The organism is Haloarcula amylovorans, assembly GCF_004681185.1.
Lineage (GTDB): Archaea > Halobacteriota > Halobacteria > Halobacteriales > Haloarculaceae > Haloarcula > Haloarcula amylovorans.
In genome coordinates this window covers 727,969-753,399 of sequence record NZ_SRIF01000002.1, presented here as the reverse complement: position 1 = coordinate 753,399, position 25,431 = coordinate 727,969, and the positions used below count along the sequence as shown (strand labels likewise).

Below are 25,431 nucleotides of genomic sequence, written 5' to 3'. Positions count from 1 at the left end.
CGCAAAGCCGACTATTGATTAACTGAGTGACTATTTACAGTCACAGTTCTTGATACGGATTGGTAGATTGCAATCCGCAGTGAGACAGTGTTGCCCTGTATTGACCACAGCCGGGTCAGGACTTATTACCTGCTGAGGGCTTCAACAGAGCGATATTCTTCGAATTCAGAAAGCGACCGGTATAGAAGAATAGTAAAGCCAAGGGAATAGATACCGCTAAGGAGATACCAATCGCTGCTTTGTTCGCCGGCGGTGGAGCGCCACTCACAGGACACTCATAGAATAGCCTTGGAAACGGTTTCAGAGAATATGGATCCATCCCGAGTCCCACTGAACAACTCGCAGAATAGAAACTAAGTGTCGGGATGAACAGTAAGGCAAACGACTCGACCAGTGATCCATCGCAATAGGAGAGTATGACGGAGATTGCTGCGAGAGGGAGTAAAACCGTGAGAAGGGACGGAAAGGGTCCCGCAAAGTCGGAATTATAGGTGAGATAGCCGCCGGCCAGCCCTAGCAGGAACACGGTTGAGATTCTCCATAGATTGTAGCCCCGTTTTATCATCTCGGTCGACGGAAATGCCAACTCCATTATCCGATCAATATCTGCTGTGGAATCAAAAAACTATCCACTGAAATTTTCGCTGCGCCGGTAGCGTGTCCGTCAGCCTATAGCCACGGCGTCGAGCGGTCCTGAATCTCGCCAGCCAGCGATTCGCCCATCGCATCGGCCACGTCGTCGGCGTTTTCGAGCACCCACATGAGCTTCACTTTCGCGGTTCCGGGCAGCATATCCTCGCCCTCGATGACGCCGGCGTCGAGCAGGTCGCGGCCGGTGTCGTAGACACGGTCACAGACGCGCCCCTCTATACACTGGCTAGTCATCACGACTGGGATATTGAGGTCCTCGATGACGTCTATCCACGCCGTATTGACGTGGCCGAGACCGGTGCCTTCGAGGACGATGCCGTCCGCGCCGGCGGCGGCCGCCTCTAGTAGCGAGACGTCCATGCCGGGCGTGAACTTCACGAGCTCGACGGCCGTCGAGAGGCCGTCGTGGAGCGCTAACTCGGCCGCGCCGCGCTCGTCGTACTCGCGGTGGAACGTGACCTCGTTGGCCTCGCTGGCCGCACCGTACTCGACTTCGCCCAGCGGTTTCGCGCCGACCGTCTCGAAGGCGTCCCGGCGAGAGGTGTGGTTCTTCCGAACGCGAGTGCCCCGGTGGAGTGCACAGCGGTCGTCGGACTCGTCTGCGTGCATGCAGACCAGCACCTCCGCGCAGTCGCTCTTTGCGGCCTCGACGGCGCAGACAGCGTTCATCACGTTGTCCGAGGAGGGACGGTCCGCCGAGCGCTGACTGCCGGTGAAGACGATGGGGACCGGCGTATCGAGCATGAAGGCCAGCGCAGATGCGGTAAACTGCATCGTGTCGGTGCCGTGCATGACGACGACGCCGTCCGCGCCAGCCTCTATCTCCTCCTCGACGGCGTGTGCCAACTCCTGCCAGACGGCGGGCGTCATGTTCTCCGAGAGGATGTTGGCGACGACGCGCCCCCGGTAGTTGGCCATCCCCGCGAGGTCCGGCACCGCGCGAAGCACGTCCTCGGCGTCGAACTGGGCCGTCACCGCGCCGGTGCGATAGTCGACGGTCGAGGCGATGGTCCCGCCCGTCGAGATGAGCGACACCGTCGGGAGGTCCTCGTCGAACTCGATTTCCGAACTACCCTGCTCGTCCTGTGCGCTCTCGACGTCGTAGACGTCCGATTCGAGGACGTCTACGTCGGCCTCGTCGCGGTCGATCCCGACGTTGTACCCGCCGTCGAGTTTGACGACGACGTGGTTGGGCGTCGAAGAGGGGAGCAAGACGCCCTCGTAGCTCTGGCCCGCGCGTTCGACGCGGACCCGGTCGCCTGCGTTCATGCGCGAGGCTTCCCGCCGGCGTGACTTGAACCCATTCGTTTGACCCCGGCGAAATCGACAATCGGTAGTCGGCCTCGGACGTGCCGTTATCGAGCGTCCCCGCCTCGATGTAGCGCTATCCCGACGAAATAGCGGAAAATTTTATACCCGCATGTAGTAATCATTCAGTAGATGGTTGCTTAGGAGAAAGCCGTCAAACGAGAGCGCGAAGCCACACCCCTCTCGTGTCGACGGGCGTCGAAGACGACGGTCGCTTTTCGAAGGCTGTCAGCAGCGTATCGTAGCGGTATCGGCTCGGCGAAACGGCCGAGCGACGGCGGTGGTGAAACGCCGAAGCACCGACCGAGGGATAACCCCGGCCACGTCGGTTTCCCGGTGATTCGTCCCGTCGCCCGCGATTCGGCCGCTGCGGCTCCGAGAGAGCGGTACAGCCGCCCGCATCGCTCACGAAATGTCTCGAGAGAGATAGCGACTGCCAGAGAGAACACATGAATTCAACTAGCGTAAGCCGACGACACCGTTCGAAGAACCCAACAACACAGGCGACCGAGCAGCAGCCCGACGAGAGAGGGGCGATTGCCGCTCGGACACAAACGGAGGGAACCGCATGACGGAACGTCCCAGAGAAGACAATACAGACGACGTCGGAGCCGCGAACCAGCGGCTCTGGGACGCCTGGAGCGACGGGTTCCAAGCGATGTGGAACGCCGACACAGCGGAGGGGGAACTCCCGCCGGCCCCCTTCCCGCTTCCCGACGCCAGTTCCTCGGAGTGGTCCACGGATGAGCGTCCCGAACTCGATGGCGCGGACTTCGTCGAACTGGGCTGTGGCGGCGGGCAGGCCACGGTCGGTGCCGCCCGCGAGGGGGTCGAAACCGCCGTGGGACTCGACTTCTCGACGGCGCAACTTCGTCACGCGAGGTCCTTGCGGAACCTATACGGAGTCGACGCCGAGTTCGTCGCGGGCGACGTGACGGACACGCCGTTCGCCGACGATGCCTTCGATATCGCGTACTCCGGCTGGGTGTACTTCATGATCGAAGACATCGAGGCGGCCTTCCGGGAGGCACGACGGGTGCTGCGAGACGGCGGTCTGTTCGTCTTCGACGTCCCGCATCCGTTCTACGAGCTGTTCGACCCGGAGACCAACGAACTCGAACGGAGCTATCACGCCGCCGGTCCCAGACGCAACAACATCGACCACGACTTAGAGGAGGACATGATCGTCTTCGACCGGACAGTCGGGGAACTCCACAACGCGCTCGTCGAGACGGAATTCACCGTCGAGCGCGTTCTCGAACACCCCGACATGGACGACCCGGACGAGTACGAGGACAACCCCGTCGATAGCTTTCAGCCGGACCTAGTGTCGATGGTCCCGCGGTCGCTGCAGTTCTGGGCGCGCGTGACGTAGCGGGGTCTCGGTGGCCTTCGCACTGCGCGTGGCTGTCACTGGCCGGAACAGCCCCCACAAAGGACATACGTTCCGCGAGTGGAGTCACTGGTATGGCAGAGCGCACGGAGGAGCGAACCCGCGAGACCGAGGCGACCGTCGACAGCGCTGCCGCGACCCAAACGGATACCGGCGTCGACGTCGGTCGGCTCGACGGGTTTCAGACCGACACTGCCGAGGAAGAAGCCGAGAGCGGTGGGAGCTACTTCTCGCTGCGGGCGCTGCTGGTCGCGTTCGTCGCGATCGGCGGCGGAATAGCCATCGGGAGCCTCGTTCCGGTGATTCCGTTCGTGGCGCTCCTCGGCATCCCCGCGGGCGCGTTCGTCCACGGATTGGTCGCCAGCGAGCGCCGTTACGCCGAGTCGGCGCTGGCTGGCGGCGTCTCTGCCGGTCTCGTCACGGTCTCGTCGTTTCTCTCGCAGTTCGTCCTCAGGGGAGTGGCCGGCGGCGACCTCGGGATGGGACGGCTGTTCGCCATCGCGGCCGCCGTCGGTCTGGTCCTCGCTCTCGTGGGTCACTACTTCGGTCGGGACCTCAGAGACGGCGTGACGCGAGACATCGAGTAGCTATCGCAGTCGCCAGCCGTCGGCCGTCTCCTCGACGACGCCCTCGCCGTCGAGGCGACGCAGTGCCTCCTCGACCAGTTCAGGCGGGGCCTCGATGTCCCGCGAGAGCCGCGGAATCGAACGCTCGCCGCGAGCGAGCGCACTCACCAGTTCGGCGTACAGTCGGCCGTTGTCGTCCTCGACGCTCTCGTCGAACTGATCGCGGATCTTGGTTACGCGCCCTTGCACCCATCGTTGGGCCAGCGAAAGTTCGTTTTCGAGCTGTTCGAGGCGTTCGAGTTCGTGGGCGAGATCGCGGAGGTCGCTGCCGTCCTCGTCGCTGACGTCGATCGAGAGGTGCCGACAGGTGGAGATGTCGAGTCCCGGGTTCGCGGGATAGGCGCTTTTCGTGCCGAACTCGTAGGGCGAGACACGCACTTCGAGGCGGAGGTTCCGGGCGATGGAGAAGTACTTCCGGCGCTGGTCGTCGGTGCGAGACTCGACGAGGCCGGCGTCTTCGAGTTTCTGGAGGTGGTCGATGACGGCTTTCGGGCTGACGCCGATGTACTCGCTTATCTCGGTTACGTAACAGGGTTTGTGTGCGAGCAAGCGGAGGATGCGCCGCCGGTTGGCGTTCCCCAGCAAGTCGAGCAACTCGGCGGAGTCCATTCACCTGAGGGTAGCGGGTCGCGGTAGAAAAGGGTGACTCTCAGCGGCCGTCAGTTCCCGGGGTCCTCGGGCGGTTCTGCGCCGCCGTTGCCGGATGCTGCTTCGTCGCCATTACTACTGTCGCCGCCCTGTCCGTCACCGCGTTGTCCGTTTCCCGAACCACCGGCGCTCCCATCGTCGCTCTCGGTGGTCTCTGTCGACTCCTCGGTGTCCGTACTTCCGTCCTCGGGCTCTGATTCGGTCACGGTAGCGGTTTCGATAGCGGCCGTTGTCCTTTCGGTTTCCTCGGTATTGGCCGTCGCTGTTTCGATTTCAGGAGTATCGGCCGTCACCGTTTCCGTACTGTCTGCGTCGGTCGTCTCCGTCTCGTCCGTGCTGTTCGCGGCCGACGGCGGTCCTTGCCTGCCAGACGCGTTTTCCGCATCGACAGGTGGACCGTCATGTGACTGATTCGAGAGAGTTTGTGCCTGTGTGCTTCCGTTCGTCCGGTTCTGGACGTTTGAGCGAGGGGCGCTCTCGTTCGTCCGGTTTCGGACGTCAGTCGGTGGACCGTTCGCGTTCGATTGATTTTGCGCGCTTGAGGGCGGAGCGCTCTCGTTCGCTTGGTTTCGAACGGCCGTCAGTGGACCGCTTCCGTTCGCTCGCTCTCGAACGTCGGTCGGCGGTCCCCCCCGCGTCTCGTTTTCGCTTCGTGGCCCTGCATCCGTCGGCGGACCTGCGTTCCCCGGCGGGCCGCCACCGACCTCACGGGCGGTGACAGCAATCTCCGGTCCCGATAGCTCGCTGGCGTTCTCCTTGAGGCGCTGGATCCGGTCGGTGTCGACGTTCGCCTCGGCCGCCGCCTCGTCGGTATCGTTGACCGCGGCCCGTAGCGCCTTGATGCGAGCGTCGAGTTGGCTCTTCTGTGCAACGTAGGCAGGACGGGGCACCGAATCGTTCTCGTAGCGCGCCTGCAGACGCTGATTCTTGGTCCGCAGCCGGTCGAGTCGCTGTTCGAGTGCACCAGTTCGGCTCGTCACGCGATCGCTCTTCTGACTCCCGTTGGCCCGCTCAAACCCGGCTTTCCACATCTCGTTTTCGACCGTGCCGTCGGCGGCGGCCGAACTGGACTGCAGAAAGACCGTCAGCTGTGTGCCAAGACCGGGGCCGCTCCCGTTGGTCGCGGCCTCGTCGGGCGTCACCGTCTCCTGTGCCGCGACGGCCGGCAGGCCGACGAGGGCGACGGCGACGACGCAGGTCACGAGCAACACACCGTGGCGTCGAGTCATCTATACTGTTCCAAGGCCGACGTACCATAAAAACCGACACCTTCGTTCGCTTCGTTCAACCCTCGTCGAAACGGCCTGAAATAGTCCAACAGTGTTTAAGCAGCGCGCTGCTCCATCCTCGGCATGATAGCCCATGCAGCGACGACCGAGAGAACCGACAGCGCACCGGTGGCCCCGACGAGCACGAGTCCGGGGTCGTACCGAAGTGGCGGATAATAGCCGAAGCCGTAGTCGAGGACATCGTTCAACAGGGCCAGCGCGAGTGCGGTGATGAGCGCCCCACGCGTCGTCCGAGCGTAATGGGGAACCAACAGCCCCTCGGCGACGAAGCCCACGTGCGTGACGATGATGCCGAAGTACGCCCACGGCGCGGGGAAGTAGACGTCGAACCCGAGATTGAGCGCAACCACCGTCCAGACGCCCATTTTGACGAGCCAGACGAGCGCGATGGTGTGGAGGTACGCGAGCGGCAAGTTCGTCGGCACGTCGTCAAGTGACCGGCCGAGGAACGGCAAGAGGGTCACCAGCGACAGCGTCATCAAGAACAACGCGGCGGGTGAATCGGCGTATAGCGGCCAGAGGAACGTCGAAACCTCCGGCATCGTCTCGACGTAGTAGCGGACGCCGACCAGTATCGCTACGGCGTTTAGCACCACCAGCCACACCAGACTCGGCGTGTTCTCCAGATAGTACCGCGCGTAGCGGCGCGGTAACGGCCCCCGCTCGTTGCTCATACGCCTTCTCTCACCCCGGCGGGCGGAAACCCTGTCGGTCCCGTGGTACATCCCACACGATTGTTCGGTGAGATTGCACGACGGGAAAAGGATGGCGGCGAAAGCTTATGTGTGTGAATGACAAACATGAGGTCGTACGGATGTTCGAACAGTTCTCCCGCGGCTACTACCTCGGTCGCCTGTACGTCGAGCCGCGCGCCGACGGCGCGGCCGCGATGTGTCGGGACCAGCACGAGCGCGTCAACGAGCAGTTATACACCACGGACGAGGGCGTCACACGCACAGACCTCCCGCTCGTAATGAAACTCGGCTCGCGGCACTTCGCGGTTCAGGGCGACGAACGGGTTCCCGCAGATACACTCGCGGTTCCCGAGGACGTTCTGGACTCCGCGAATATCCGGAACCCGCCCAGTCTGAGCGAAGTGTTCCTCGCCAAGGCCGACCACGCGGCCCAGTTGCTGTCGGTGACTGACGCCACGTCGGCGCTGCCCGATAGCGCGGTGTAGTCCCGGCAGCCACTTTTAAGCCCGTCCCACTTCGCTGTCCAGTCGATGCTGGACCGGGTTCTGGGGCGCGCGTCGCTGAAGGCGCGTATCGACGAGTTAGAAGAGGAGAAGCGCCACCTTCAGCGGCAACTCGACGCCGAAGCGGAACGCCGCGCCGAGGCGTCGACAGAACGGCAACGGGCCGAAGAAGAGGTCAATCGACTGGAGGACCGAATCACGGAACTCGAAGACAGAGTCGAGCGACTGCAAGCCGACGCCGAGGACCGGGCCTTTCGCGTCGAAGAGCAGTTGCGCGGCGAGCGTCTCGGCGAGGTGCTAGACCGCCTCGAATCACTCGAAACGGAGCGCGAGGGCGTCTTCACCGCCTACGTCGCCGACGAACACGACCTGCCCGAGGCCGTTCGAGAGGCGTTCGGCGAGCGCGCCGATCTGGTAGCTCGCGCCGCTCCCTGCCTCGCGGTGACCGACGACGGGGGCCTGCTGTCGGCCTGTCTCTCCGTTCCCGTCCCGCCGGAACCGTTCGCTTCGTGGGACGACCACGTCGAACTGGACCGGTCGTGGTTCGAGCCCACCGGAAACCACACCGTCGCACTCGTCCGTTCAGACCTGTTCGCATTGGGTGAGTACGACGGCCCCGAACGTACCGCCTTCCACGGGTTCGACGCCCATCTCAAGAGCCAGCACTCGAAGGGTGGATTCTCCCAATCTCGCTTCGAGCGCCTACGCGACCAGCAGATAGAAAGCCACGTCGAGCGCTGTCGCGCCGCAATCGAAGAAGTCGATCCCGAGACGCTGTACGTCGTCGGCGAGGGCTCCGTCATCCACGAGTTCGCCGACACCGCCGACGTGACCCGCGCTGTCGACGCCACCGGCGACCCCGAAGAGGCCCTCGCGGACGCCGTTCGGTCACTGTGGACCGTGCGATTGCGCGTGCCCTAAAACCGACCGGCCCGCTCTCAGCGGTCCTCGACCCGAACGCGGAGGACGTGCCCGCCACAGCCACACTGGTCGACGTAGGTCCAGTCGATGCTGTCGCCGAACCTCGCATGGAGCACCGGCCCGAGATATGACTCCGGTCGGCCGTGTGCGCCGTGCGTGACGAGGTTGACGTGGTAGCCCGGCGCGGTGTGTTCGACCGCCTGGATAGCCCCGGTGACGACGGCATCGCGTCGTTCCTCGTGGACGGGTTGCTCTAGGTTCGCCGACCACGAGTTGTGGTGGACGCGGTCGGTCACGGGTTCGGCCGCCGAGAGAGTGTGCTCGCTCATCGCTCCTCCGGGTCGAACACCGCGTCGTTGGTCGGGCCGTCCGCGTGGATGACCGCAAGCGCGCCCTTCCGCGCGACCCGCGAGAGTGCGTGGTCAACCAGTTTGTAGTCGCCGGGCACGGGGAAGTGTGACGTGACGACGGCGGCGCTGCCGGGCAGAACCGGCGTGGTCTGGACGTAGCGGTCCGGTTCGGAGGCCAGCGCCCCCTGCGGGTACACCTCGTCCCAGACGCTCCCGATTGCGTGGAAACTGCTGAAGAGGTTCGGGCCGCCGACGGCGTAGTAGATGCGAACCGTCTCGTCGGTCCCGACTCGCATCTCGTCGTACCCCTGCGGACCGATGGCGTACTTCTCGCCGTTGGCGAGGACGTAGGTCGGGTTCTCGGCAGCCATTCCCGTGTGATCGAACTCGTGGTGTCCCTCTTGTCCGGCTTTTCCGTTCGTGTACACCTCCATCTGTCCGAGGTAGAACTCGCGGTCGACGGCCGGAAGCCCGTCCTCGGGTTCGACGAGGATGAGGCCGAACATGCCACTGGAGATGTGATAGTCCACATTCGCCACGGCGCAGTGGTAGACGAACGCGCCGGGGTAGGTCACCGTAAAGCGCAGGCGCTTCTCCTCGCCGGGGTTGACCGTGGTCGCCTCCGCGCCGCCGCCCGGACCGCGGCAGGCGTGGAAGTCGACGTTGTGGGCCATCGTGCTGCTCTCGTGGTTCCTGATAGTCAGGTCGACGGTGTCACCAACGCGCGTCCGGATGAACGGTCCGGGAATCTGCCCGTCGAAGGTCATGTACGTGAACGTGACGCCGGGTTCGATCTCGGCGACGACCTCGCGGGTCTCCAGTTCGACGGGGACGGTGGCCGGTTTCGACCGCGTGATGGGTTTCGGGATGTCCCGCGGGTCGGCGGCGACGCGGTCGACATCGGCGGGCTTCGCGGCGTCCAGACTCGCTTCCTCGACGCCGAGGTCGAGCGGTTGGGACACCTGTACGTCGTTCGTGGGCGAGCCGACCGTACAGCCAGCGAGCGCCCCGGCGCTGCCGACAGCCAGACCCTGCAATACGCGTCGTCGAGTGGGAGTGTACGTCATCTTAGTCTCTCCGATAGGCTGAGATTCCCCACGAGAGGCGATATAACTGGACGCACGTCCCCACCCGGCGAGAACCGTTCCCACCCGGCGAGAATCGTGTTTCTGAGTTAACTAATTGTGCCGACACTGTTCACCTATGCCCACCAACACATCCATTCAAGCCACCGAACTTAGCCGGCGAGACGTGCTTCGCGCCGGAGCCGGCGCGACGCTCGGGGCCGCCGCGCTCGGATCGGGCGTGCGACCAGCGTTGGCCGCACCCGACCCGGACGAGTTCGAAACGTGGCTCGCTGACGTCGACAACTACGACGGGATCGCCGACGAACGCGGCACGGCCGAGGTGACCGTCGCCGTCGGCGCGCCGGGTAACGACGGCGACTTCGCGTTCGAACCGGCAGCGGTGCGAATCGACCCCGGCACCACCGTCGTCTGGGAGTGGACCGGGAAGGGCGGCGTCCACAACGTCCTCGCCACGGACGACGCCTACGAGAGCGAGATGCTCGACGACGCGGGCGCGACGTTCGAACACACCTTCGAGAGCGAGGGCGTCAGTCGCTACGCCTGTCTACCCCACGAATCGATGGGGATGAAAGGCGCGGTCATCGTCGGCGGCGTCGTCGCCGGGGACGCCCCGCCAGCGGTCGACTACGGCGACTGGTTCGACGAGGTAGAGAACTTCACCGGGACCGTCGACCGGACCGGACAGAAATTAGTTCGGGTCGCCGTCGGTGCGACGGGCAACGGCGGATACTTCGCGTTCGAACCGGCGGCATTGCGGGTCGATCCCGGTACCACCGTCGTCTGGGAGTGGACCGGCGACGGCGACGCCCACAGCATCGCGGCGGCCGACGGGAGCTACGAAGCCGACCTGACCGATAGCGAGGGGGCGACCCACGCCTTGCAGTTCGACGGCGTCGGCGTCAGTAAGTACACCTGTCCCTCGCACGCGGCCCAGGCCATGCGCGGGGCCGTCGTCGTCGGCGACCCGATGGAAAGCGTCGTCGACGTCCCGCTCTCGGTCAGTATCGTCGGCGGTGGACTCCTCGCTGCCGCCCTCTCGCCGCTCGGTCTCGCCGCCCTGCTCAAACTGCGAGGGACCGACAACTAGGCGATCACGCCCCAACACGCCGGTGAGCCGTGCGAAACGACGGGTCGAGCCGTGGGATTCAGTCTAGTCGGGCCACTCTCTTCGGGCGGGAACTAGCATGATTTTTCAGAGTGATCCGAGCGTTCGCTCATCTCGTGAACAAATTTGTTCATCCCGTACAGTCGGCGTCGTCTCGATGTGTGACGCGTGTCGATGCCGAGAACCAGCGATAATCCACAATCTAGACGGTTTACACGCAATTTCTGCGAAGATCGTTAATAGATGAAGAGATACTACACCATAATTAGGGCGAACAATTATCCAAATGATTTATTAACCATGCACATCTCGTGAGCGATTGCATGCAGAATAAGCACAATCGGACCCGTCGGACATTCATCAAGAGTGCAGGAGCCATCGGAACCGTCGCCCTCGCAGGATGTAGCGGCGGAGACGGTGGAGATGGCGGAGACAATACCGCTGACGGCTCGGGAACGAGTACCGGAACCGGCTCTGAGTCGATGGCGGAGAAACTCGTCTTCTACAACGCCGGGAGTCTCAAATACGACCCCGGAACCGAAAAGAACATCGAGCGCTTCGAGGAGGAGACCGGCATCACAGTCGAGGTCAACGAAGTCCCCTGGAACAACCTCAAGACCAGCCTCACCACCATCTGGAAAAACGAGAGCGCGAAGGTCGACGCGTTCAACGGCCCGACGTGGTGGCTCGCCGACTTCGTCGCATCGGAGTGGCTCGAACCGCTCGGCCTCGGCGACAGTCACATGTCGAACTACCCGAAAAATCTGCAGAACCTCGTTACGCTCGACGGGAAGACGTACATGGCCCCCGAATTCGGCAAGTGGGGGACGTACCTCTACGATAAGCAGCACTTCGAGAAGCAGGGAGTCAGCGAACCGCCGAGCACGTGGGACGAGGTCGTGTCGAAGGGGAAAGAACTCAAGACCGAGAACACGTCGCCGTTCGCCTTCACGTGGTCGAACAAGGACGTGTTCACGTTCAAGCAGTTCCTCTATCAGGCCGGCGGCCAGCTATTCAACGACAGCAACCAGCCGGTGTTTGCCGAGGAGGGGACCAAGGTCATGGACTTCTTCACGCAACTTCGCGAGAACGACCTGATTCCCGACGGCATCTCCAGTATGGGCGAAGGCGGCGCTGGCGATACGTTCATCGCAGGCCAACTCGCCACGGTCGAGTCATGGACGCCGCTCGCCGCCCGTGCCTTCGAAGCCGACGGCTGGAGCAAGGAACGCGTCGGCAGCGCGAAACCGCCGAAGGGTCCCGACTCCCGCGCGACGTTCCAGGACACGAACGGGATCAGTGTCTCGGCCTTTTCCGAACGCAAGGGAGCGGCCAAGAAGTTCGCCAAGTTCATGACGACGACGGAGTCCTCGAAGACGAACATGAAAGTCGAGGGGAACCCCGCAGTCATCCCTGCGGTGTACGACGAACCGGAGATCCAAGAGCAGTATCCGTCGTGGCTGCTCGAAGACATGAAGTTCAACCTCGAACAGGCAAAGAGCGAGACCTACCTCGCCCAGCCACAGGTCGACGACTACCTCTCCGAACAGATTACGCCCGCGCTACTGGGCGATAAAGACCCGAAAGAGGCGCTCGAAACCGCCCAGAGCAACATCAAGACGCTCTATCAGGACATTGGCCTGCTCTAATCGGCGGTCGAACCGAGCGAGCACCACTAGCTAATCGTAGCGAGTATTTCAGCAAATGTCGACACAGAAACAATCACTGCGACGCATACTCGACCGACTGTTCGTCCCCCTGACGGTCGGCCCGACGATGCTCTGGATAGCCGCCATCATCGTCTACCCGACCCTGAAGCTGTTCTGGAGCAGTTTCTTCTGGACGAATCCCATCAACAGCGAACGGGAGTTCGTCGGCCTCCGGAACTTCGAGCGTCTCATCTTCGCCGATGGGGGAAGCGGGACCGTTTTCGGACTGGCTCCGGATTTCGTTTCGATCACGTGGCACACGTTCGTCTACGTGGGACTGAGCGTCAGCATTTCGTTCGTCCTCGGGTTGGGAATCGCACTCCTCCTGGATAAGGACCTCAAGGGACGGGGCTGGTTCCGTACCGCCGTCATCGTTCCGTGGATTCTTCCATACGTGATGAGCGGCCTGATGTGGCGCTGGATGTTCCAGTCGGAGTACGGCGCTATCAACGGCCTACTCACCCAATCTGGCCTCCTCTCCAGCAAGATCGCGTTCTTCTCGGACGGAACCCTGTCGATGATGGCGCTCATCATCGCCGACATCTGGGTGTTCACCCCGTTCATCATCATCATCCTGCTCGCGGGTCTCCAGAACGTCCCCGAGCAGTTGTACGACGCCGCCGAAGTCGACGGCGCTGGGAAGGTTTCGCGGTTCGTGAACGTCACGTATCCGTTCCTGAAGCCGTCGATTCTGGTCGCGCTGACCATCCGTATCATCTTCGACATCCGCGCGCTCGACCTCGTGTGGGTCATGACCCAGGGCGGTCCCGGGAAATCGACCGAGGTCTGGGCGTCGTGGCTCTATCGCACTGCACAGGTATTCAACCGCCCCGGAGAGGGTGCAGCACTCGGTGTCGTCCTGCTCGCGGTGACGTTCGTCATCGTGGCCATGCTGTACCGAATCTTCGGTGAGTCACCCTACTGACAATGAGCACGAAACAATCACCCCTCGACCAACTGGCCACCAGCCTCGGACTCAACACCGAGGACGAGTGGTCACACATCGTCCGCGAACGCCTCGTCGCCTACGGACTGTTGGGACTGTACGTCGTCGTCATCTGGTTCCCGATCTACTTCATCTTCATCACCAGCCTCAAACCGACGGGAGCGGTGCTGAACGTCCCTATCTCGTTCTTCCCATCGGAACCGACGGTCAGCAACTACGTCGAAATCTTCCAGAATCGGCCGTTCGAACTGTACACGCTGAACAGCATCATCGTCGCCAGCACGACGACGCTCATCTGCGTGACGCTGGGGACGGTCACCGGCTATTCGTTCTCCCGGTACGACTTCATCGGCAACAAGGCGCTGTTGCTCTCGATCGTCGGCGCGCGGATGATTCCGCCCATCGCGCTCATCGTGCCGTTCTTCAGCATCATGTCGGCACCGCCGCTCATCGGCGGCATCACCGGGAGTCTGTACGACACCCGCATCGCGCTTATCCTGACGTACACGTTCTTCAACCTCCCCTTCGCCGTCTGGATAATGAAGAACTACTTCGACGGCGTGCCCGAGTCGCTCGACGAACAGGCCCGTATCGACGGCTGTTCGCGCTGGGAAGGGTTCTTCAAGATTATCCTCCCGATGGCGAAACCGGGCATCGCCGCGACGGCGATTCTCGCCTTCATCTTCTCGTGGAACGAGTTCGTCTTCGCGCTCGTTCTCACCTCTTCGGAGCAGGCACAGACGCTGCCCATCGCCGTCTCGCTGTTCGTCGCGGACGACTTCGTGGACTGGGCACACCTCGCCGCCGGTGGCATGATCGCCGCGCTACCCGGCATCCTGTTCGGCCTGTTCTTCCAGCAGTACATCGTGAGCGGACTGACGCAAGGAGCTGTCAAGGAGTAATACACAATGGCACACGTAGAACTCAACGACCTCGTAAAGGAATTCGACGACGTCACCGCGGTCGACGGCGTCTCACTGGACATCCCCGACGAGAGCTTCACCGTCTTGGTCGGCCCGTCGGGCTGTGGGAAGACGACGACGCTCCGTCTCATCGCGGGACTGGAACGCGCGACCGACGGCGAGATTCGTATCGGCGACGAAGTCGTCAACGACCAACGCGCGTACGAGCGGGACATCGCCATGGTGTTCCAGAACTACGCGCTGTACCCGCACAAGACCGTGCGCGAGAACATGCGCTTCGGGCTGGAACAGCACGACACGCCCGAAGACACGATAACCCAGCGTGTCACGGAGGCCGCGGAGCTACTGCAGATCAACGACCTGCTGGACCGCCGGCCGTCCGAACTCTCCGGCGGACAACAACAACGTGTGGCGCTCGGTCGCGCTATCGTCCGGGACCCCGCCGTATTCCTGATGGACGAACCGCTGTCAAATCTCGACGCGAAGCTCCGTGTGCAGATGCGCGCCGAGCTCAACAAACTCCACGAGGAGCTCTCGACGACGACGGTGTACGTCACCCACGACCAGGTCGAGGCGATGACGCTCGCCGACCAGATCGCGGTCATGGACGACGGGCAGATACAGCAGGTCGGCGAGCCGACCTACGTCTACACGAACCCGCGTAATATGTTCGTCGCCGGGTTTCTCGGGTCACCGTCGATGAACTTCATCGAGGGGACCCTCGAAGAGTCCGGCGGGAAGTTCGAACTCAACCTCGGGACCGACACGCACGACGTCCCCGACGAGTTCATCGACCAGCTAGAGGGCCACCTCGGCGAACGGGTCGTCCTTGGCATCCGCCCGGAGAACATTGCCCTCAATCAGGACGGCGTCCCCTCGAACGTCCACCCGGCGACCGTGCAAGTCGTCGAGCCACAGGGGGAGAAGACCGTCCTCGAACTCAACCTCGACACTGGCGAGACCATCAAGGCCGCCGTCGATCCCGATACGACCGTCGAGATGGGCGACAGCGTGAACCTCCGGTTCGACCGGGACTCGCTGCAGTACTTCGACCCCAAGACCGGCCGATCGCTGACTCACGAGCCGAAGCCCGAGCGGAAAGCGGCGGTCTGACGATGCGACCGGACACTGTACGGGACCTCCCGCCGGCCGTGCTCGCCTCGTTCGGCATCGCCGTCGTACTTGCGGGTCTCGCCGTGTACAACTACGGTACCGGTGTCTACGGCGGCGCAATCGTCAGCAGCATCGGGACAGTGATTGCGGCGCTGTTCGGTGTGCTGGCTGATTGATACAGGAGAGATAGTATTTATGAACATTGATGTAGAACATCGTACAATCGACGACCACATCGAAGAATATCTCTGATACCTGTATGCCGCACACTATCCAATGGAACCGCGAATCGGTGACGACAGCGCCGTTGTGCGCGATACTAATGGAGATTATAGATAAAAATATACCTCTCGTAACCGTATGTCGTCGTACGACAGTGAACCGCCGACTTCGGGGCGATGATTGATAATGTTGCCTGAAGAACGACGGGATCAGATCGTCGAGAAAGTGAACAATTCCGACCGGGTAACAGTCGAAGAACTCACTGAGACGTTCGGCGTCTCGGGAGCCACGATCCGGCGTGACTTGGCCACGCTGGCCGAAGACGGGCGTATCGAACGATTTCACGGCGGTGCCCTCCCGGCGTCCAACGGAGACACCGGCGGCACCCAACGGCGAGATGGCATCAAAAACCCCAACGGCAAGCGAGCAATCGCCCAGCGAGCGGTCAAAGAGCTGAGCGATGGCGATGCCGTCTTCTTCGATACAGGCGCGACGACGATGGAAGTCGCTCGCGTGATTCCGGATTCGGTCTCGCTACTGGTCGCCACGAACTCTCCCGAGAACGCGTTCGAACTCCGGAAGACGTGTGGCGAAGTGAAAGTCGTCGGTGACTCGCTCCGGCGGACGTCCGACGCCTTGGTCGGGCGCAGCGGCGAATCCTACCTCCGGAAGACGAACTTCGACATCGTCTTCCTCGAAGCGGACGGCATTCAGGAGGACGGCGGTCTCTCCGTGTCCAACGAGGACGAAGCGCGAATCAAGTCGCTCCTCTGTGAGGGCGGCCGCCGGGTCATCCTCGTGGCGGACGGAAGCAAACTCGAAACCCAGAGCTTCCGGGAGTTCGCCACCGTCGACGACATCGACATGCTGATCACGGATGTCCCGCTGAGCGACGAGATGCGAAACGTGTTCGACCGCGCCGACGTCCTCGTCGTGGAGAACCTGGTCGCGGTCACGTGACCAACGCGCTAGAATCCGGTTATCACGTGGGAACTGTACACACTGCTTCCGACAAACACGATGTCGCTGCGAGCGCGACTGCCACTCAGACCAGCACGCGCCACAGGATACCCGGTCGAAACAGCGTGCTGGGCGGTCGTTCCATCATCATCACGCGCATGAACGCGTCTCGGAGCCGTCCGTCCGTCTGGGCCTTTCGGTTCAGTCGGGCGACGTAGTGATTCAGCAGGTCCGTCCCGCGCGGTTTCGGGCCGGTCGTCTGCGGAAACTGGAAGTCCGCGCCGACGGCCATCGCCCACGCGATGTCGACGACGTCTTCGCTCCGCTCGAAGAAACGCGGAGCCAGATTCTCCAAGCCGTCCGTGCGTAGTGTGTCGTGGAGCAAGAGCGCTTCGAGCGCGGCGACGGACATCCCCTGTCCGTACAGCGGGTTGAAGCTGGCGACGCCGTCGCCGACGACGAGCAGCCCTTCGGGGAAGCGGTCCAACGTCTCGTAGCGATACCTGCGGTTGGCCGGGAACGGGTAGTGGGCGATGTCCTCGCTGACCCACGCATGCTCGTCGAGCAAGTCGTTCACGTCCGAAACTGGGAGACTTGCCGCGAACGCCGCGAACCCCTCGCCGTCCGTCGGCGGGTGGTCGCCGTGGACGCCGCCGAGGGTCACCACCCACCGGTCGTCTTCGACGGGGAGTACCCCCGCAGCGCGTGGCTGTGCGCCGGTGGGCGTCACGAGATACGCGCGCTTGTCGTCGGTCGGTCGATCGACGAAGATGGTACTGTACGCCAGGTCGATGTGGACCTCGTCGGCCACGGGCGGCGTGTACCCGTGTTCGTCTAACCACGCGGGCGTCCGACTCGGGCGACCGGTGGCGTCGACCACCAGCGTCGCGTCGAGTTCCTCCGTCGCTCGCGCCTCGTTCCGGACCACGATACCCGTCACGCGCTTCGCCTCCGCATCCGTGAGATAGCCAGCGTACTGGCACTCGTCTCGGACGGTCACACCGTCTAGCTCGGCGAGACGGTCGCGCACCAGCCACTCGTACAGCGGCCGCGTCGCGGCGTAGTGCGGCAGCGGTTCCGGCCCGTCCGCGAGGAATCCGTCCTCGGCGTAGAAACTGACGTCCCGTGCGCCGTCGATTTCCAGGCCACCGGCCGAAAGCAGGTCCGTGCGATAGCCGGGAAACAGGTCCCCCAGCGTGGCCCTCCCGGCTTCTAACATGACGTGAACGTGCCGAGCCTGTGGAACCCCGTCGCGGACGCGCGGCCCGTCCGGGAGCGAGTCGCGCTCGACGACCGTCACCGCCTCGAACGCGTCGTCGAGCACTCGCGCCGCGAGCAATCCGGCGATACCGGCCCCGACGACCACGGCGCGGTCTCCGATCACGGCTGTCCGGTCGCTATCGTACTGCGGAACGGTTGCGAGCGTCATGTCGGGTGCCCTCATCGTATCGTTCGCAGCAAGTGGCGATAAGCGTTGACACGCAACACATCCTGGACGACGAAACGAGGGAGACGAGAGAGTCGATAGCGACCCGAATCAGTGTCCCGAGAGCCGACGAAGCGGCGCGAACAGTCGGCGCGGGAGCCAGCGCCCGAACGCGACGATGGGATGAAGGCGGCCCCAGCGCGGCGGCGTCGCGCGATAGCCGTCTGGCGTGCGCTCAGCGGGGCCCTTCGTTTCGAGGTAGGAAAGCGCCGGTTCGACACGGGTCGCAGTGAGGTCAATCTCCGCGGCGAGGTCGGCCGGGGACTGCGGCATCTCGGCGTCTTGCAGCGCCTGGTTGACGACGTTCAACGTCTGCAGCCGGAACATGACCTCGGCCGAATCGTCGTCGCCCCCGGAGACGAACTCGTGGCGATCACTCGATTCCTCGAAGCGCATCGCAGTGTACGCATCGAAGACGAGCCACGCACCGCACGTGGCGATGAGACCACCGAGAGCGTAACCGAGGCGTGTCTGACCGGGGTCGGTCCCGAATACAGGGAAGGCGAGGCCGAGCAGGAGGACCAGCACGCCGTATCCGAGGCGCGGGGTCTCCTCTGGGAGGACGAACACGTCGGTCGCCGCGTTTATCGCCGTCACTCCGCCGAGGAGGGCGAGCATCGGTACGAGGGTCGTCGGATCTGCATCCGATAACGCGACGAGGATGCCGGCGAGGGCGACGACGCCGAGGAGGGAGCGAACGTGCTCGTTTTCGGGGAGGAGGGAGGGCGTATCCATATGGGGAGGTCGTTCGAGGCGAACAAATTTCTTGGGTCGCGCTCGACGGATTCGCTGGCCCAGCGAATCCGGGTAATCGCCTTATTAGGGGGTCGTCTATGCAGAGATGTGTCAGACAACCCGTCACTCGGGGCGCGTCTCAAAGCCGACCTGACGAGCAACGTCACGGTGAGCGTCGTCGCCGTCCTGTGCGCCCTCGTTGCCCTGTTCGCGTTCGCACAGGTCGATGGGTCGCCCACCGGCAGCCTGCTTCTCGCGCTCAACGTCGCGGTGTTCGTACCGTACGCCTACGAGCAGTACTGGCCCGTCGAGTACGCGGGCGGCGCGGCCGTCGTCTGGACCGTCTCGGCGGCGCTGGTCACGACGGGCCTGTTCGTCGGCGTCTACCAACTCGCGCTCGGCGTCGCACCCACCGAGTACACTGCCGGAATCGCTTTTCTGGTGACCGTCGCCGTTCAGTACGCGGCCACCACGCTGTTCATGCGCGTCCGACAGAATGCGTGAGGTGCAAACAGCCGAGGACGGACGGCCCCTGGAGCACCCAAGATGAGTGCCGTCACAGCGACCACTCTTCGGGTCCACCACGAGTTACATGAGTCCCGCGCCGAAAGGAAGCGCCGACGCGTGACCGACGACGCGGACGCAGCGGAAGTGCTCGCCCTCCTTGACGATACGTACGCACAGTCAATTCTCCGGGAGACGCGCAACGAAGCCATGTCGGCGAAGGAACTCAGCGAGACCTGTGATATCTCTATCTCGACGGTGTATCGACGCGCGGAACGGTTGGTCGACTGCGGCCTGCTCGCCGAGCGACGCATCGCCCAGCCCGACGGCAACCACCACAGCATGTACGAGGCGCGACTGGACGAACTGACCGTCCGCCTGACTGACTCGGGACTCGACGTGACCATCTCCAAGAAGCCGACCGGTGACCTCGCGGACCGCTTTACCGACATGTGGGAGGGACTCTGATGGTCGCGCTTCAGGCCGCCGAACAGACGCAATCAGACGATCTGCTGTTGCTCGCGGCGTCGCTGATCGCGGTCGGGCTGGCGCTGTTCATCACCTTCCACGCCTATCGCGGCTACAGGCGCAACGACAGCGTCCGAATGTGGTACCTCGCCGCCGGACTCGCGCTCATCACCGTCGTCCCGATGACACTCTCTATCGGCGTCACTTCGCTCGGACAAGTGGTCGGGCTACAACCGCGCGTTCGGACGTTTTATCTGCCGATACTGAGCCGAGTGAGCGAGATTGTCGGGCTCTGCTCCCTGCTGTACTCGCTGCTCGTCACACCGGGCGGTTCGAGCGAGCGATGAGCCGGGTTCGGCGACTCCGACCCCGACCGCGGTGTTATTTCACTGTGGGTCCGGTACGGTGGGCGATGGCCTCGGAAAAGGAGAAGATGCTGAACGGCGACCGCTACGACCCGAGCGACCCCGAACTCGTCGCGGAGCGCGAACGGGCGCGGGAACTCACCCGCCAGTTCAACCGAACCGGCCCGAGCGACGACGAGGAGCGAGCGGCGATACTCGACGACCTGTTCGGGTCGCTGGGCGAGACGGTCACCGTAGAGCCGCCGTTTCGCTGTGACTACGGCTACAACATTCGCGTCGGCGAGGGATTCTTCGCCAACTTCGACTGCGTCTTCTTGGACGTCTGTCCGATAGAATTCGGCGAGAGTTGTATGCTCGGGCCGAGCGTCCACGTCTACACCGCGACCCACCCGCTCGACGCGAGCGAGCGGGTCGCCGGCCCGGAGTACGGGAAGCCGGTCACGGTCGGTGACAACGCCTGGATAGGTGGACAGGCCGTCCTGAACCCCGGTGTGACGCTCGGCGACGACGTCGTCGTCGGTTCCGGCGCGGTCGTCACGGAAGACGTCCCCGACAGCGTGGTCGTTCAGGGAAATCCGGCGACGGTCGTGAAGGAGCTGGAGTGAGCGGCGCTCTCAGGACGAAAACCGCTCGAAGTGGCCTCGACTGTCACAGTATCCCTATCAAGGACGTTAAACTGCTCGACCACGTACAGCCGCAAAATGGAAGAGGCACCGTCCGTTGTCGCCGTCTGTGGCAGCCTTCGTGAACCGAGCACGACCTATCTCGCTCTCGAACACGCATTGGACGCCGCCGAAGAAGCGGGTGCGGAGACCGAACTGATCGATCTCCGGCGCTGGGACCTGCCGCTTTTCGACCCCGACGCCCGTGAGCGAGGTGACGCCGACGCGTTGCGGACGCTGGTCAGCGACGCCGACGCGGTCCTCATGGGGACGCCGGTCTACCACGGGATGGTCTCCTCGGCGCTGAAAAACGCCTTCGACTATCTCGGCCGGGACGAGTTCGAAAACACGACCGTCGGCCTGCTGGCGACCGCCGGCGGAGGTTCGTACGCACAGACGCTCGAACACCTGCGGACCGGCGTTCGAACCGTTCACGGCTGGACGCTCCCCCACGAGGTCGGCATTCGCGGCGCGGCCGACGCCTTCGACGCGGACGGCGAGTTCGTCGATTCCGCACTCGAAGCGCGTGTGAGAAAGCTCGGTCGGATGGCCACCGAAAACGCTTTCACCGAACCGAAGCCGACCTGAGTGGCGAATTCGAGAGCTGCAGTTCTCTTCGATCACGGGCGTGAATCAGCGGCTCTTCGGTCGGCTCTCGAAAATACGTCTGTACCGAGAGGCAGTAACCGGTAAATCGGCTTCAGCGACATATTTCTGTGAGTGGCGCCGATATTAACGATTATGTACTCATATACAAGGATCTTCCCCATCTCTCAAACACATATAGCACCAATACACATATATTTGTGAGTGTTTTCTGCCAAGATGAGATTGTTTTTCAGCATTCTAGGACACACCAGCCACCGTTCTCCGTATTGTGACGTAGAACGAGAGGGAGCCGAGTTCGCGGAAGTGCCCGTGTTACTGAAGGTTCTACTGGCAGTGTTCAACTATCTTGACCACAGATCGATCGGAATCATCTTCGGGACGAATCGACGAGCTCTGTCACAAGCCTATCTTGCCGGAATAGCAGGCTTCAGCTCGACTGAGCGAGCGATCATCAGTGATGAAAGTCTACGACACCACTCAAAATAACAATAGTACGTCCGATATTTTCACCGTTTGTCGTTAGATATTATGCCCGGTCCAATTATCCAAGGATGTTGAACAACGAGCGCCGAGGGCAGGGTCGCCACAGATAGAAGCTCAATAGTGTGAGTAACTGAGTTCAATCACGTTTGCAGCCTTCTTCACGGCGGCGACCAGTTCGTCGAAACGCTCGTTTTCCTCGATTCGACTCTTCGGCCCGGAGACCGACACGGAGCCGACAACCTCGTCGGTACTTCGACTGTGAATCGGTGCACCAATGGTGAGAACGCCCTGTCGCCGGTCTTGGTCCTCGACGGAGTAGCCGCGTTCGCGCGTCTCGTCTAACTGCGCGAACAGCGCTTCCCTGTCTGTTACCGTGTACTCGTTCGCGCGAGGGAGTCCGTGCGTATCGAGAATAGCTTCGACGCGCTCTCTCGGATAGTGAGCGAGTATCGCCTTTCCGAGTGCCGTCCAGTGCATCTGCGTGTACTCTCCGACCGGTGCGTTGTCGTGAATTGAATCAGGCCCTTCAGACTTATAGATGAGTACTCGAAGCCCGTTTTCTTCGATTCCGAGGCTTGCAACTTCTCCCGTCTCCGCTTCGAGTTTGTCTACTTCGGGTCTGGCGGCGCGAAACAACTTCGATTGGTTTCGAAACGTCCCACCGAAATCGAGAAACCGATAGCTCAGCGTGTATTTCCCGCCAGCTTGGACGACAAACCCCTCGCTCTGCAGGGTCTGTAGATAGATGTGGACGGTACTTTTCGGGATGTCGAGCTGGCGTGCTAACTCTGAGAGTCCCACCGGTCCCGCGGATTTGACCTCTCTAAGGATGTTGAACGCTTTCTCAACCGAACCGAGCGTGTTATCGGTGTCGTCCGATGGATTAGCGGCCATGTCCGTATAGAACCGCTTCGTCGGTTTAATTGTACCTCTGTCCTCGCGGCTACCCCCTGTCGAGATAATCGAGACAAAGAGCGACATCGTCGAGGAGGATTCAGGATGAGTGGTATTCTTAGCCGTCCGGAGAAGTGAGTAACTTTGATTTCGTCAGGGCTGGACGAGATTCTCCAGAGATGCGGTGTCCCCCGTTTCGGAAAGTTGCGTGGCGTTCCTTGCGACGATCGCGGCGAGTCTATCCCAGTGTTCCGGGCTGTGGCCCGCGTTGTGTGGCGTGATGATGACGTTCTCGAAGTCCCACAGCGGATGGTCAGAGGGGAGCGGTTCGGGGTCCGTAACGTCGAGCGCAGCACCGCCGATCTGGTTCTGTTGAATCGCAGTGACGAGCGCGTCGGTGTCGATTATCTTTCCACGTCCCACGTTCAGAACCGTCGCATCCGGTGGGAGCGTCTTGAACTCCTCTTCGGAGAGGAGGCCGCGCGTCGTATCGGTGAGCGGAGCCGCGACGACGAGGTAGTCCGTTCGAGCAAGGGCCGTTTCCAAGCCATTCTGTTCGAAGCCGACAACGTCGTCCGTGGGCCCTCCTTTCTCAGGTGTATACCGGACACCGATCGTCTCCACGTCGAAGCCCGACAGACGCTCGATAATCGCCGTTCCGATAGCTCCGAGACCGACGATAGTGACGGTGCTCCCCATCAGCTCGTCGGCTTGATAGTGACGCCATTCGTTGCGCCGTTGGCGGTCTAGTCCCTCACGAAGTCGCCGCGAGAAGGTCAAGATGTAGCCCATGACCTGCTCTGCGATGTTGGGGGCGTGGATGCCCGAGGCGTTGGTTACCGCTACGTCCATCTCGTCAAACGTATCCAGTGGGAGATGGTTGTAGCCGGCCGCAATGCCTGCGAACAACTGAAGGTTCTCTGCGTGGTCTAGTAAACTCTCGTCGATGTCGACGGCGGAGACGACAGTCGCGTGTTCGATGAGCTCGCGCTCTTCGGCGGCCGTCGTCGCCAGTCGGACGTCGTGATTCGGTAATTGTTCCGCGAGCAGGTCCGCGTAGTCCCTGGTGAGGAGTCCGTGCGTGTTGGACCGCAAGACGAGAACGTCGGGTGCGTTGTCTGTCATGGATAGCTCTGCCTACAGGTGTGAGTGGGCACACTGTGGCTGTATGTCCACCCAACTGGAGAAGAGTATATTAAAGTTTCCCAGCGGCCTGCGGAGCATCAGCCGTCGATACCCCGAGACAGCCCGCAGAAACGAGATAGCGGGTCAAACAGCGCACTGACACACCTCAACTCGCCCGATCGATTCCGCCGAGTCGAGACAGCGATTCGGAGGGTTACCCAAACTATTATGTAGATTGACGGTAACGGTGGCAGTGTAGCACTCACCATGCATAGGCGTCAATTCCTACAAGCAGCGGCCGTCGGCGGGACGGCGGGGCTCGCTGGTTGTATCGGCGGATCGGACGGATCGAGCGGTTCAAACAGCTCCGGTAGTACAACTGTCGGCTACTGGGAGTACTTCCATTCCCAGTCAGAGGTCGCAAAGACGTTGATGGAGTCCTCAGTCGAGGAGTTCCAGAACTCCAACGACGTCCAGTTGCAGATGAACTGGGCGAGTTGGAACGACATCAACGGCGGCAAGTGGAAGAACAACATCCAGAACGGGAACCGGCCTGTCATCTACGACTCGACGAACTCCCTCGACGGGCAGTTCATCGAACCGGGATGGGTCAAGCCGGTTAGCGAGTACAAAGACCGACTCAACGAGGAGGCGCTTCAGAACATCGAGTGGGCCTTCGAGATGACGAAGAGTTGCTACAGAGGATTCGACGAGGACCTCTACGAGATACCGATTGGCCTCGAGGTCGGCGCGCCGTTCATCGCTCGGAAGGATCACTTTGAGAAGGCGGGCCTCTCTATCGAGGACGACTTCCCTCCAGAGAACTACGAACAGCTCGTGCAGGTAGCAAAACAACTGCAGGAGAAGGGCCCCGGGGACTACGGCTTCCAGATATACGGCGCGCAAGGCGACGTCACCGACGAAGCCCTCGTGACATGGACCACCTCGGAAGGCGGCTACGACGGAACGTATCTCAACAAGGACTGGTCGGACGTCAACTACGACAACGAAATTTGGAAGGAAGCGACGAGGAAGTACGTCGACTTGTATCAGAAACACGGTCTCTCCTCCGAGAAGGCACCAACCGCCTCGAACGAGGGTGCCGCACAGATGCTCATCCAAGGTGACGTAAGCATGGTGCAGGGCAGTACGAAGGACTTCGGTCTGCTTCGGAGTCGCGCCGAAGACATGCTCTCGGACGGAACGATCGTGTTCGGACCGTCGTGGGAAGGGGCCGCTGGTAACCGCGGTGACTTCTTCACCCAGTGCATCGCACTGATGCGGAAACCCGACGACGTTTCGGCGGATGTCTGGAAGCAGCGCGAAGACGTGGCCATCAACTGGATCAACAAAGTCCTCTCGAAGGAGTTCCAACAGGAGGTTCCCCGCTCGCTGGCCACCCTCCCCGCCCGCAAGGACGTCTGGTCGACGCTCAAAGAGGACGAGATGCTCAACCAGAGCAACTTCATCTCGACGCTGGAGACGACCGTCGATGGGATGGAACACGGCTGGTCGAGTCATCCCGGGATGAACGCGATTCAGTACAACATTGCCGGCCCACTCTTCCAAGAGGCCGTGCGCGGAAAAATATCTCCAGAAGAAGCGTGTGATCGGAGCGCGACCCAGATACGCGAACAACTCTCGCTCTAA

Annotated in this window: 27 protein-coding genes; 17 read left to right on the top strand and 10 right to left on the bottom strand. The window is 62.2% G+C overall.

All coding sequences use genetic code 11. The annotated features are described in order from the left end of the window. Positions 1-669: 669 nt before the first annotated feature. Positions 670-1,920 carry a Glu-tRNA(Gln) amidotransferase subunit GatD gene (gene gatD / locus E4S61_RS11035; RefSeq protein ID WP_135303986.1) on the bottom strand — a complete coding sequence of 417 codons (1,251 nt, stop codon included), beginning with the start codon at positions 1,918-1,920 and terminating at the stop codon, positions 670-672. A 607-nt stretch (positions 1,921-2,527) separates the two neighbouring features. On the opposite strand from gatD, the gene E4S61_RS11030 reads away from it, so the two are divergent. Both E4S61_RS11030 and E4S61_RS11025 read left to right on the top strand, forming a co-directional pair. Further along, positions 2,528-3,334 carry a class I SAM-dependent methyltransferase gene (locus E4S61_RS11030; protein ID WP_135303985.1) on the top strand — a complete coding sequence of 269 codons (807 nt, stop codon included), beginning with the start codon at positions 2,528-2,530 and terminating at the stop codon, positions 3,332-3,334. A 92-nt stretch (positions 3,335-3,426) separates the two neighbouring features. After that, positions 3,427-3,939: a hypothetical protein gene (locus tag E4S61_RS11025; RefSeq protein ID WP_135303984.1), complete on the top strand. Its 513-nt coding sequence runs from the start codon at positions 3,427-3,429 to the stop codon at positions 3,937-3,939. Here the strand turns inward: E4S61_RS11025 and E4S61_RS11020 are convergent, their stop codons facing one another. From E4S61_RS11020 to E4S61_RS11010, 3 genes are all read right to left on the bottom strand, one after another. Beyond that, the gene (locus tag E4S61_RS11020; protein ID WP_135303983.1) at positions 3,940-4,587 is read right to left on the bottom strand and encodes an ArsR/SmtB family transcription factor; all 648 of its coding nucleotides are present in this window, start codon (positions 4,585-4,587) and stop codon (positions 3,940-3,942) included. Positions 4,588-4,637: 50 nt separating this feature from the next. Then, positions 4,638-5,855 (bottom strand): hypothetical protein, encoded by a 1,218-nt coding sequence (locus E4S61_RS11015; protein ID WP_135303982.1) that lies wholly within the window; start codon positions 5,853-5,855, stop codon positions 4,638-4,640. A 95-nt stretch (positions 5,856-5,950) separates the two neighbouring features. Then, entirely contained in the window at positions 5,951-6,589 is a 639-nt protein-coding gene (locus tag E4S61_RS11010; protein ID WP_135303981.1) for a DUF1405 domain-containing protein, read from the bottom strand. Positions 6,590-6,729: 140 nt separating this feature from the next. On the opposite strand from E4S61_RS11010, the gene E4S61_RS11005 reads away from it, so the two are divergent. Next, positions 6,730-7,095: a DUF5802 family protein gene (locus tag E4S61_RS11005; protein WP_135303980.1), complete on the top strand. Its 366-nt coding sequence runs from the start codon at positions 6,730-6,732 to the stop codon at positions 7,093-7,095. Positions 7,096-7,140: 45 nt separating this feature from the next. Further along, the gene (locus E4S61_RS11000) at positions 7,141-8,034 is read left to right on the top strand and encodes a Vms1/Ankzf1 family peptidyl-tRNA hydrolase (protein ID WP_135303979.1); all 894 of its coding nucleotides are present in this window, start codon (positions 7,141-7,143) and stop codon (positions 8,032-8,034) included. A gap of 17 nt (positions 8,035-8,051) precedes the next feature. Here E4S61_RS11000 and E4S61_RS10995 read toward each other — a convergent pair whose 3' ends face one another. Next, positions 8,052-8,363: a CGCGG family putative rSAM-modified RiPP protein gene (locus E4S61_RS10995; protein WP_135303978.1), complete on the bottom strand. Its 312-nt coding sequence runs from the start codon at positions 8,361-8,363 to the stop codon at positions 8,052-8,054. Next, entirely contained in the window at positions 8,360-9,451 is a 1,092-nt protein-coding gene (gene nirK, locus E4S61_RS10990) for a copper-containing nitrite reductase (RefSeq protein WP_135303977.1), read from the bottom strand. Before nirK ends, E4S61_RS10995 begins: the two co-directional genes overlap by 4 nt. 136 nt (positions 9,452-9,587) lie before the next feature. On the opposite strand from nirK, the gene E4S61_RS10985 reads away from it, so the two are divergent. The 7 genes from E4S61_RS10985 to glpR all read left to right on the top strand — a co-directional run bounded on the left by E4S61_RS10985 (position 9,588) and on the right by glpR (position 16,450). Next, positions 9,588-10,559 (top strand): halocyanin domain-containing protein, encoded by a 972-nt coding sequence (locus tag E4S61_RS10985; protein WP_135303976.1) that lies wholly within the window; start codon positions 9,588-9,590, stop codon positions 10,557-10,559. A gap of 341 nt (positions 10,560-10,900) precedes the next feature. Next, positions 10,901-12,226, top strand: a complete 1,326-nt coding sequence (locus E4S61_RS10980; protein ID WP_135303975.1) for a sugar ABC transporter substrate-binding protein — start codon at positions 10,901-10,903, stop codon at positions 12,224-12,226. A gap of 55 nt (positions 12,227-12,281) precedes the next feature. Continuing rightward, on the top strand, positions 12,282-13,211 hold the full coding sequence (locus E4S61_RS10975; RefSeq protein WP_135303974.1) for a carbohydrate ABC transporter permease: 930 nt from the start codon (positions 12,282-12,284) through the stop codon (positions 13,209-13,211). Positions 13,212-13,213: 2 nt separating this feature from the next. Continuing rightward, positions 13,214-14,134: a carbohydrate ABC transporter permease gene (locus E4S61_RS10970; RefSeq protein WP_135303973.1), complete on the top strand. Its 921-nt coding sequence runs from the start codon at positions 13,214-13,216 to the stop codon at positions 14,132-14,134. Positions 14,135-14,140: 6 nt separating this feature from the next. Beyond that, complete coding sequence (locus tag E4S61_RS10965; protein ID WP_135303972.1) at positions 14,141-15,268, top strand: ABC transporter ATP-binding protein; 1,128 nt, start codon at positions 14,141-14,143, stop codon at positions 15,266-15,268. Positions 15,269-15,270: 2 nt separating this feature from the next. Then, positions 15,271-15,444 carry a hypothetical protein gene (locus E4S61_RS25390; protein ID WP_167768476.1) on the top strand — a complete coding sequence of 58 codons (174 nt, stop codon included), beginning with the start codon at positions 15,271-15,273 and terminating at the stop codon, positions 15,442-15,444. A gap of 232 nt (positions 15,445-15,676) precedes the next feature. Beyond that, a complete protein-coding gene (glpR, locus tag E4S61_RS10960) occupies positions 15,677-16,450 on the top strand; it encodes an HTH-type transcriptional regulator GlpR (protein ID WP_135303971.1) in 774 nt (257 codons plus the stop codon). Positions 16,451-16,535: 85 nt separating this feature from the next. Here the strand turns inward: glpR and E4S61_RS10955 are convergent, their stop codons facing one another. Together E4S61_RS10955 and E4S61_RS10950 are read right to left on the bottom strand one after the other, a co-directional pair. After that, a complete protein-coding gene (locus E4S61_RS10955) occupies positions 16,536-17,894 on the bottom strand; it encodes an NAD(P)/FAD-dependent oxidoreductase (RefSeq protein ID WP_245180686.1) in 1,359 nt (452 codons plus the stop codon). A 93-nt stretch (positions 17,895-17,987) separates the two neighbouring features. Then, entirely contained in the window at positions 17,988-18,671 is a 684-nt protein-coding gene (locus E4S61_RS10950) for a hypothetical protein (protein ID WP_135303970.1), read from the bottom strand. 108 nt (positions 18,672-18,779) lie between these two features. Between E4S61_RS10950 and E4S61_RS10945 the strand changes: the two genes are divergently transcribed. From E4S61_RS10945 to E4S61_RS10925, 5 genes are all read left to right on the top strand, one after another. Then, on the top strand, positions 18,780-19,175 hold the full coding sequence (locus E4S61_RS10945; RefSeq protein WP_135303969.1) for a hypothetical protein: 396 nt from the start codon (positions 18,780-18,782) through the stop codon (positions 19,173-19,175). A gap of 120 nt (positions 19,176-19,295) precedes the next feature. Continuing rightward, positions 19,296-19,643 (top strand): helix-turn-helix domain-containing protein, encoded by a 348-nt coding sequence (locus E4S61_RS10940; protein ID WP_135304690.1) that lies wholly within the window; start codon positions 19,296-19,298, stop codon positions 19,641-19,643. Then, positions 19,643-19,990, top strand: coding sequence for a DUF7521 family protein (locus E4S61_RS10935; protein ID WP_135303968.1), 348 nt, complete (start codon positions 19,643-19,645; stop codon positions 19,988-19,990). The genes E4S61_RS10940 and E4S61_RS10935 overlap by 1 nt, the downstream gene beginning before the upstream one ends. A 65-nt stretch (positions 19,991-20,055) precedes the next feature. Next, positions 20,056-20,613 (top strand): sugar O-acetyltransferase, encoded by a 558-nt coding sequence (locus E4S61_RS10930; RefSeq protein ID WP_135303967.1) that lies wholly within the window; start codon positions 20,056-20,058, stop codon positions 20,611-20,613. 96 nt (positions 20,614-20,709) lie between these two features. Continuing rightward, positions 20,710-21,258 carry an NADPH-dependent FMN reductase gene (locus tag E4S61_RS10925; protein WP_135303966.1) on the top strand — a complete coding sequence of 183 codons (549 nt, stop codon included), beginning with the start codon at positions 20,710-20,712 and terminating at the stop codon, positions 21,256-21,258. A 618-nt stretch (positions 21,259-21,876) separates the two neighbouring features. Here the strand turns inward: E4S61_RS10925 and E4S61_RS10920 are convergent. Beyond that, the gene (locus tag E4S61_RS10920) at positions 21,877-22,656 is read right to left on the bottom strand and encodes an IclR family transcriptional regulator (RefSeq protein WP_135303965.1); all 780 of its coding nucleotides are present in this window, start codon (positions 22,654-22,656) and stop codon (positions 21,877-21,879) included. A 153-nt stretch (positions 22,657-22,809) separates the two neighbouring features. Then, a complete protein-coding gene (locus tag E4S61_RS10915; protein ID WP_135303964.1) occupies positions 22,810-23,781 on the bottom strand; it encodes a D-2-hydroxyacid dehydrogenase in 972 nt (323 codons plus the stop codon). A 267-nt stretch (positions 23,782-24,048) separates the two neighbouring features. Between E4S61_RS10915 and E4S61_RS10910 the strand changes: the two genes are divergently transcribed. Then, a complete protein-coding gene (locus E4S61_RS10910; RefSeq protein WP_135303963.1) occupies positions 24,049-25,431 on the top strand; it encodes an ABC transporter substrate-binding protein in 1,383 nt (460 codons plus the stop codon).

What these genes read in the sequence shown, in the direction of transcription:
- E4S61_RS11015 (WP_135303982.1), bottom strand. Translation starts at nt 5,855, where the DNA reads ATGACTCGACGCCACGGTGTGTTGCTCGTGACCTGCGTCGTCGCCGTC.
- E4S61_RS10915 (WP_135303964.1), bottom strand. Translation starts at nt 23,781, where the DNA reads ATGACAGACAACGCACCCGACGTTCTCGTCTTGCGGTCCAACACGCAC.
- E4S61_RS10970 (WP_135303973.1), top strand. Translation starts at nt 13,214, where the DNA reads ATGAGCACGAAACAATCACCCCTCGACCAACTGGCCACCAGCCTCGGA.
- E4S61_RS11025 (WP_135303984.1), top strand. Translation starts at nt 3,427, where the DNA reads ATGGCAGAGCGCACGGAGGAGCGAACCCGCGAGACCGAGGCGACCGTC.
- E4S61_RS10920 (WP_135303965.1), bottom strand. Translation starts at nt 22,656, where the DNA reads ATGGCCGCTAATCCATCGGACGACACCGATAACACGCTCGGTTCGGTT.
- E4S61_RS11030 (WP_135303985.1), top strand. Translation starts at nt 2,528, where the DNA reads ATGACGGAACGTCCCAGAGAAGACAATACAGACGACGTCGGAGCCGCG.
- E4S61_RS10950 (WP_135303970.1), bottom strand. Translation starts at nt 18,671, where the DNA reads ATGGATACGCCCTCCCTCCTCCCCGAAAACGAGCACGTTCGCTCCCTC.
- nirK (WP_135303977.1), bottom strand. Translation starts at nt 9,451, where the DNA reads ATGACGTACACTCCCACTCGACGACGCGTATTGCAGGGTCTGGCTGTC.
- glpR (WP_135303971.1), top strand. Translation starts at nt 15,677, where the DNA reads ATGTTGCCTGAAGAACGACGGGATCAGATCGTCGAGAAAGTGAACAAT.
- E4S61_RS11005 (WP_135303980.1), top strand. Translation starts at nt 6,730, where the DNA reads ATGTTCGAACAGTTCTCCCGCGGCTACTACCTCGGTCGCCTGTACGTC.
- E4S61_RS10935 (WP_135303968.1), top strand. Translation starts at nt 19,643, where the DNA reads ATGGTCGCGCTTCAGGCCGCCGAACAGACGCAATCAGACGATCTGCTG.
- E4S61_RS11020 (WP_135303983.1), bottom strand. Translation starts at nt 4,587, where the DNA reads ATGGACTCCGCCGAGTTGCTCGACTTGCTGGGGAACGCCAACCGGCGG.
- E4S61_RS10955 (WP_245180686.1), bottom strand. Translation starts at nt 17,894, where the DNA reads ATGAGGGCACCCGACATGACGCTCGCAACCGTTCCGCAGTACGATAGC.
- E4S61_RS10995 (WP_135303978.1), bottom strand. Translation starts at nt 8,363, where the DNA reads ATGAGCGAGCACACTCTCTCGGCGGCCGAACCCGTGACCGACCGCGTC.
- E4S61_RS10930 (WP_135303967.1), top strand. Translation starts at nt 20,056, where the DNA reads ATGGCCTCGGAAAAGGAGAAGATGCTGAACGGCGACCGCTACGACCCG.
- gatD (WP_135303986.1), bottom strand. Translation starts at nt 1,920, where the DNA reads ATGAACGCAGGCGACCGGGTCCGCGTCGAACGCGCGGGCCAGAGCTAC.
- E4S61_RS10975 (WP_135303974.1), top strand. Translation starts at nt 12,282, where the DNA reads ATGTCGACACAGAAACAATCACTGCGACGCATACTCGACCGACTGTTC.
- E4S61_RS10985 (WP_135303976.1), top strand. Translation starts at nt 9,588, where the DNA reads ATGCCCACCAACACATCCATTCAAGCCACCGAACTTAGCCGGCGAGAC.
- E4S61_RS10965 (WP_135303972.1), top strand. Translation starts at nt 14,141, where the DNA reads ATGGCACACGTAGAACTCAACGACCTCGTAAAGGAATTCGACGACGTC.
- E4S61_RS11000 (WP_135303979.1), top strand. Translation starts at nt 7,141, where the DNA reads ATGCTGGACCGGGTTCTGGGGCGCGCGTCGCTGAAGGCGCGTATCGAC.
- E4S61_RS10925 (WP_135303966.1), top strand. Translation starts at nt 20,710, where the DNA reads ATGGAAGAGGCACCGTCCGTTGTCGCCGTCTGTGGCAGCCTTCGTGAA.
- E4S61_RS10910 (WP_135303963.1), top strand. Translation starts at nt 24,049, where the DNA reads ATGCATAGGCGTCAATTCCTACAAGCAGCGGCCGTCGGCGGGACGGCG.
- E4S61_RS11010 (WP_135303981.1), bottom strand. Translation starts at nt 6,589, where the DNA reads ATGAGCAACGAGCGGGGGCCGTTACCGCGCCGCTACGCGCGGTACTAT.
- E4S61_RS25390 (WP_167768476.1), top strand. Translation starts at nt 15,271, where the DNA reads ATGCGACCGGACACTGTACGGGACCTCCCGCCGGCCGTGCTCGCCTCG.
- E4S61_RS10980 (WP_135303975.1), top strand. Translation starts at nt 10,901, where the DNA reads ATGCAGAATAAGCACAATCGGACCCGTCGGACATTCATCAAGAGTGCA.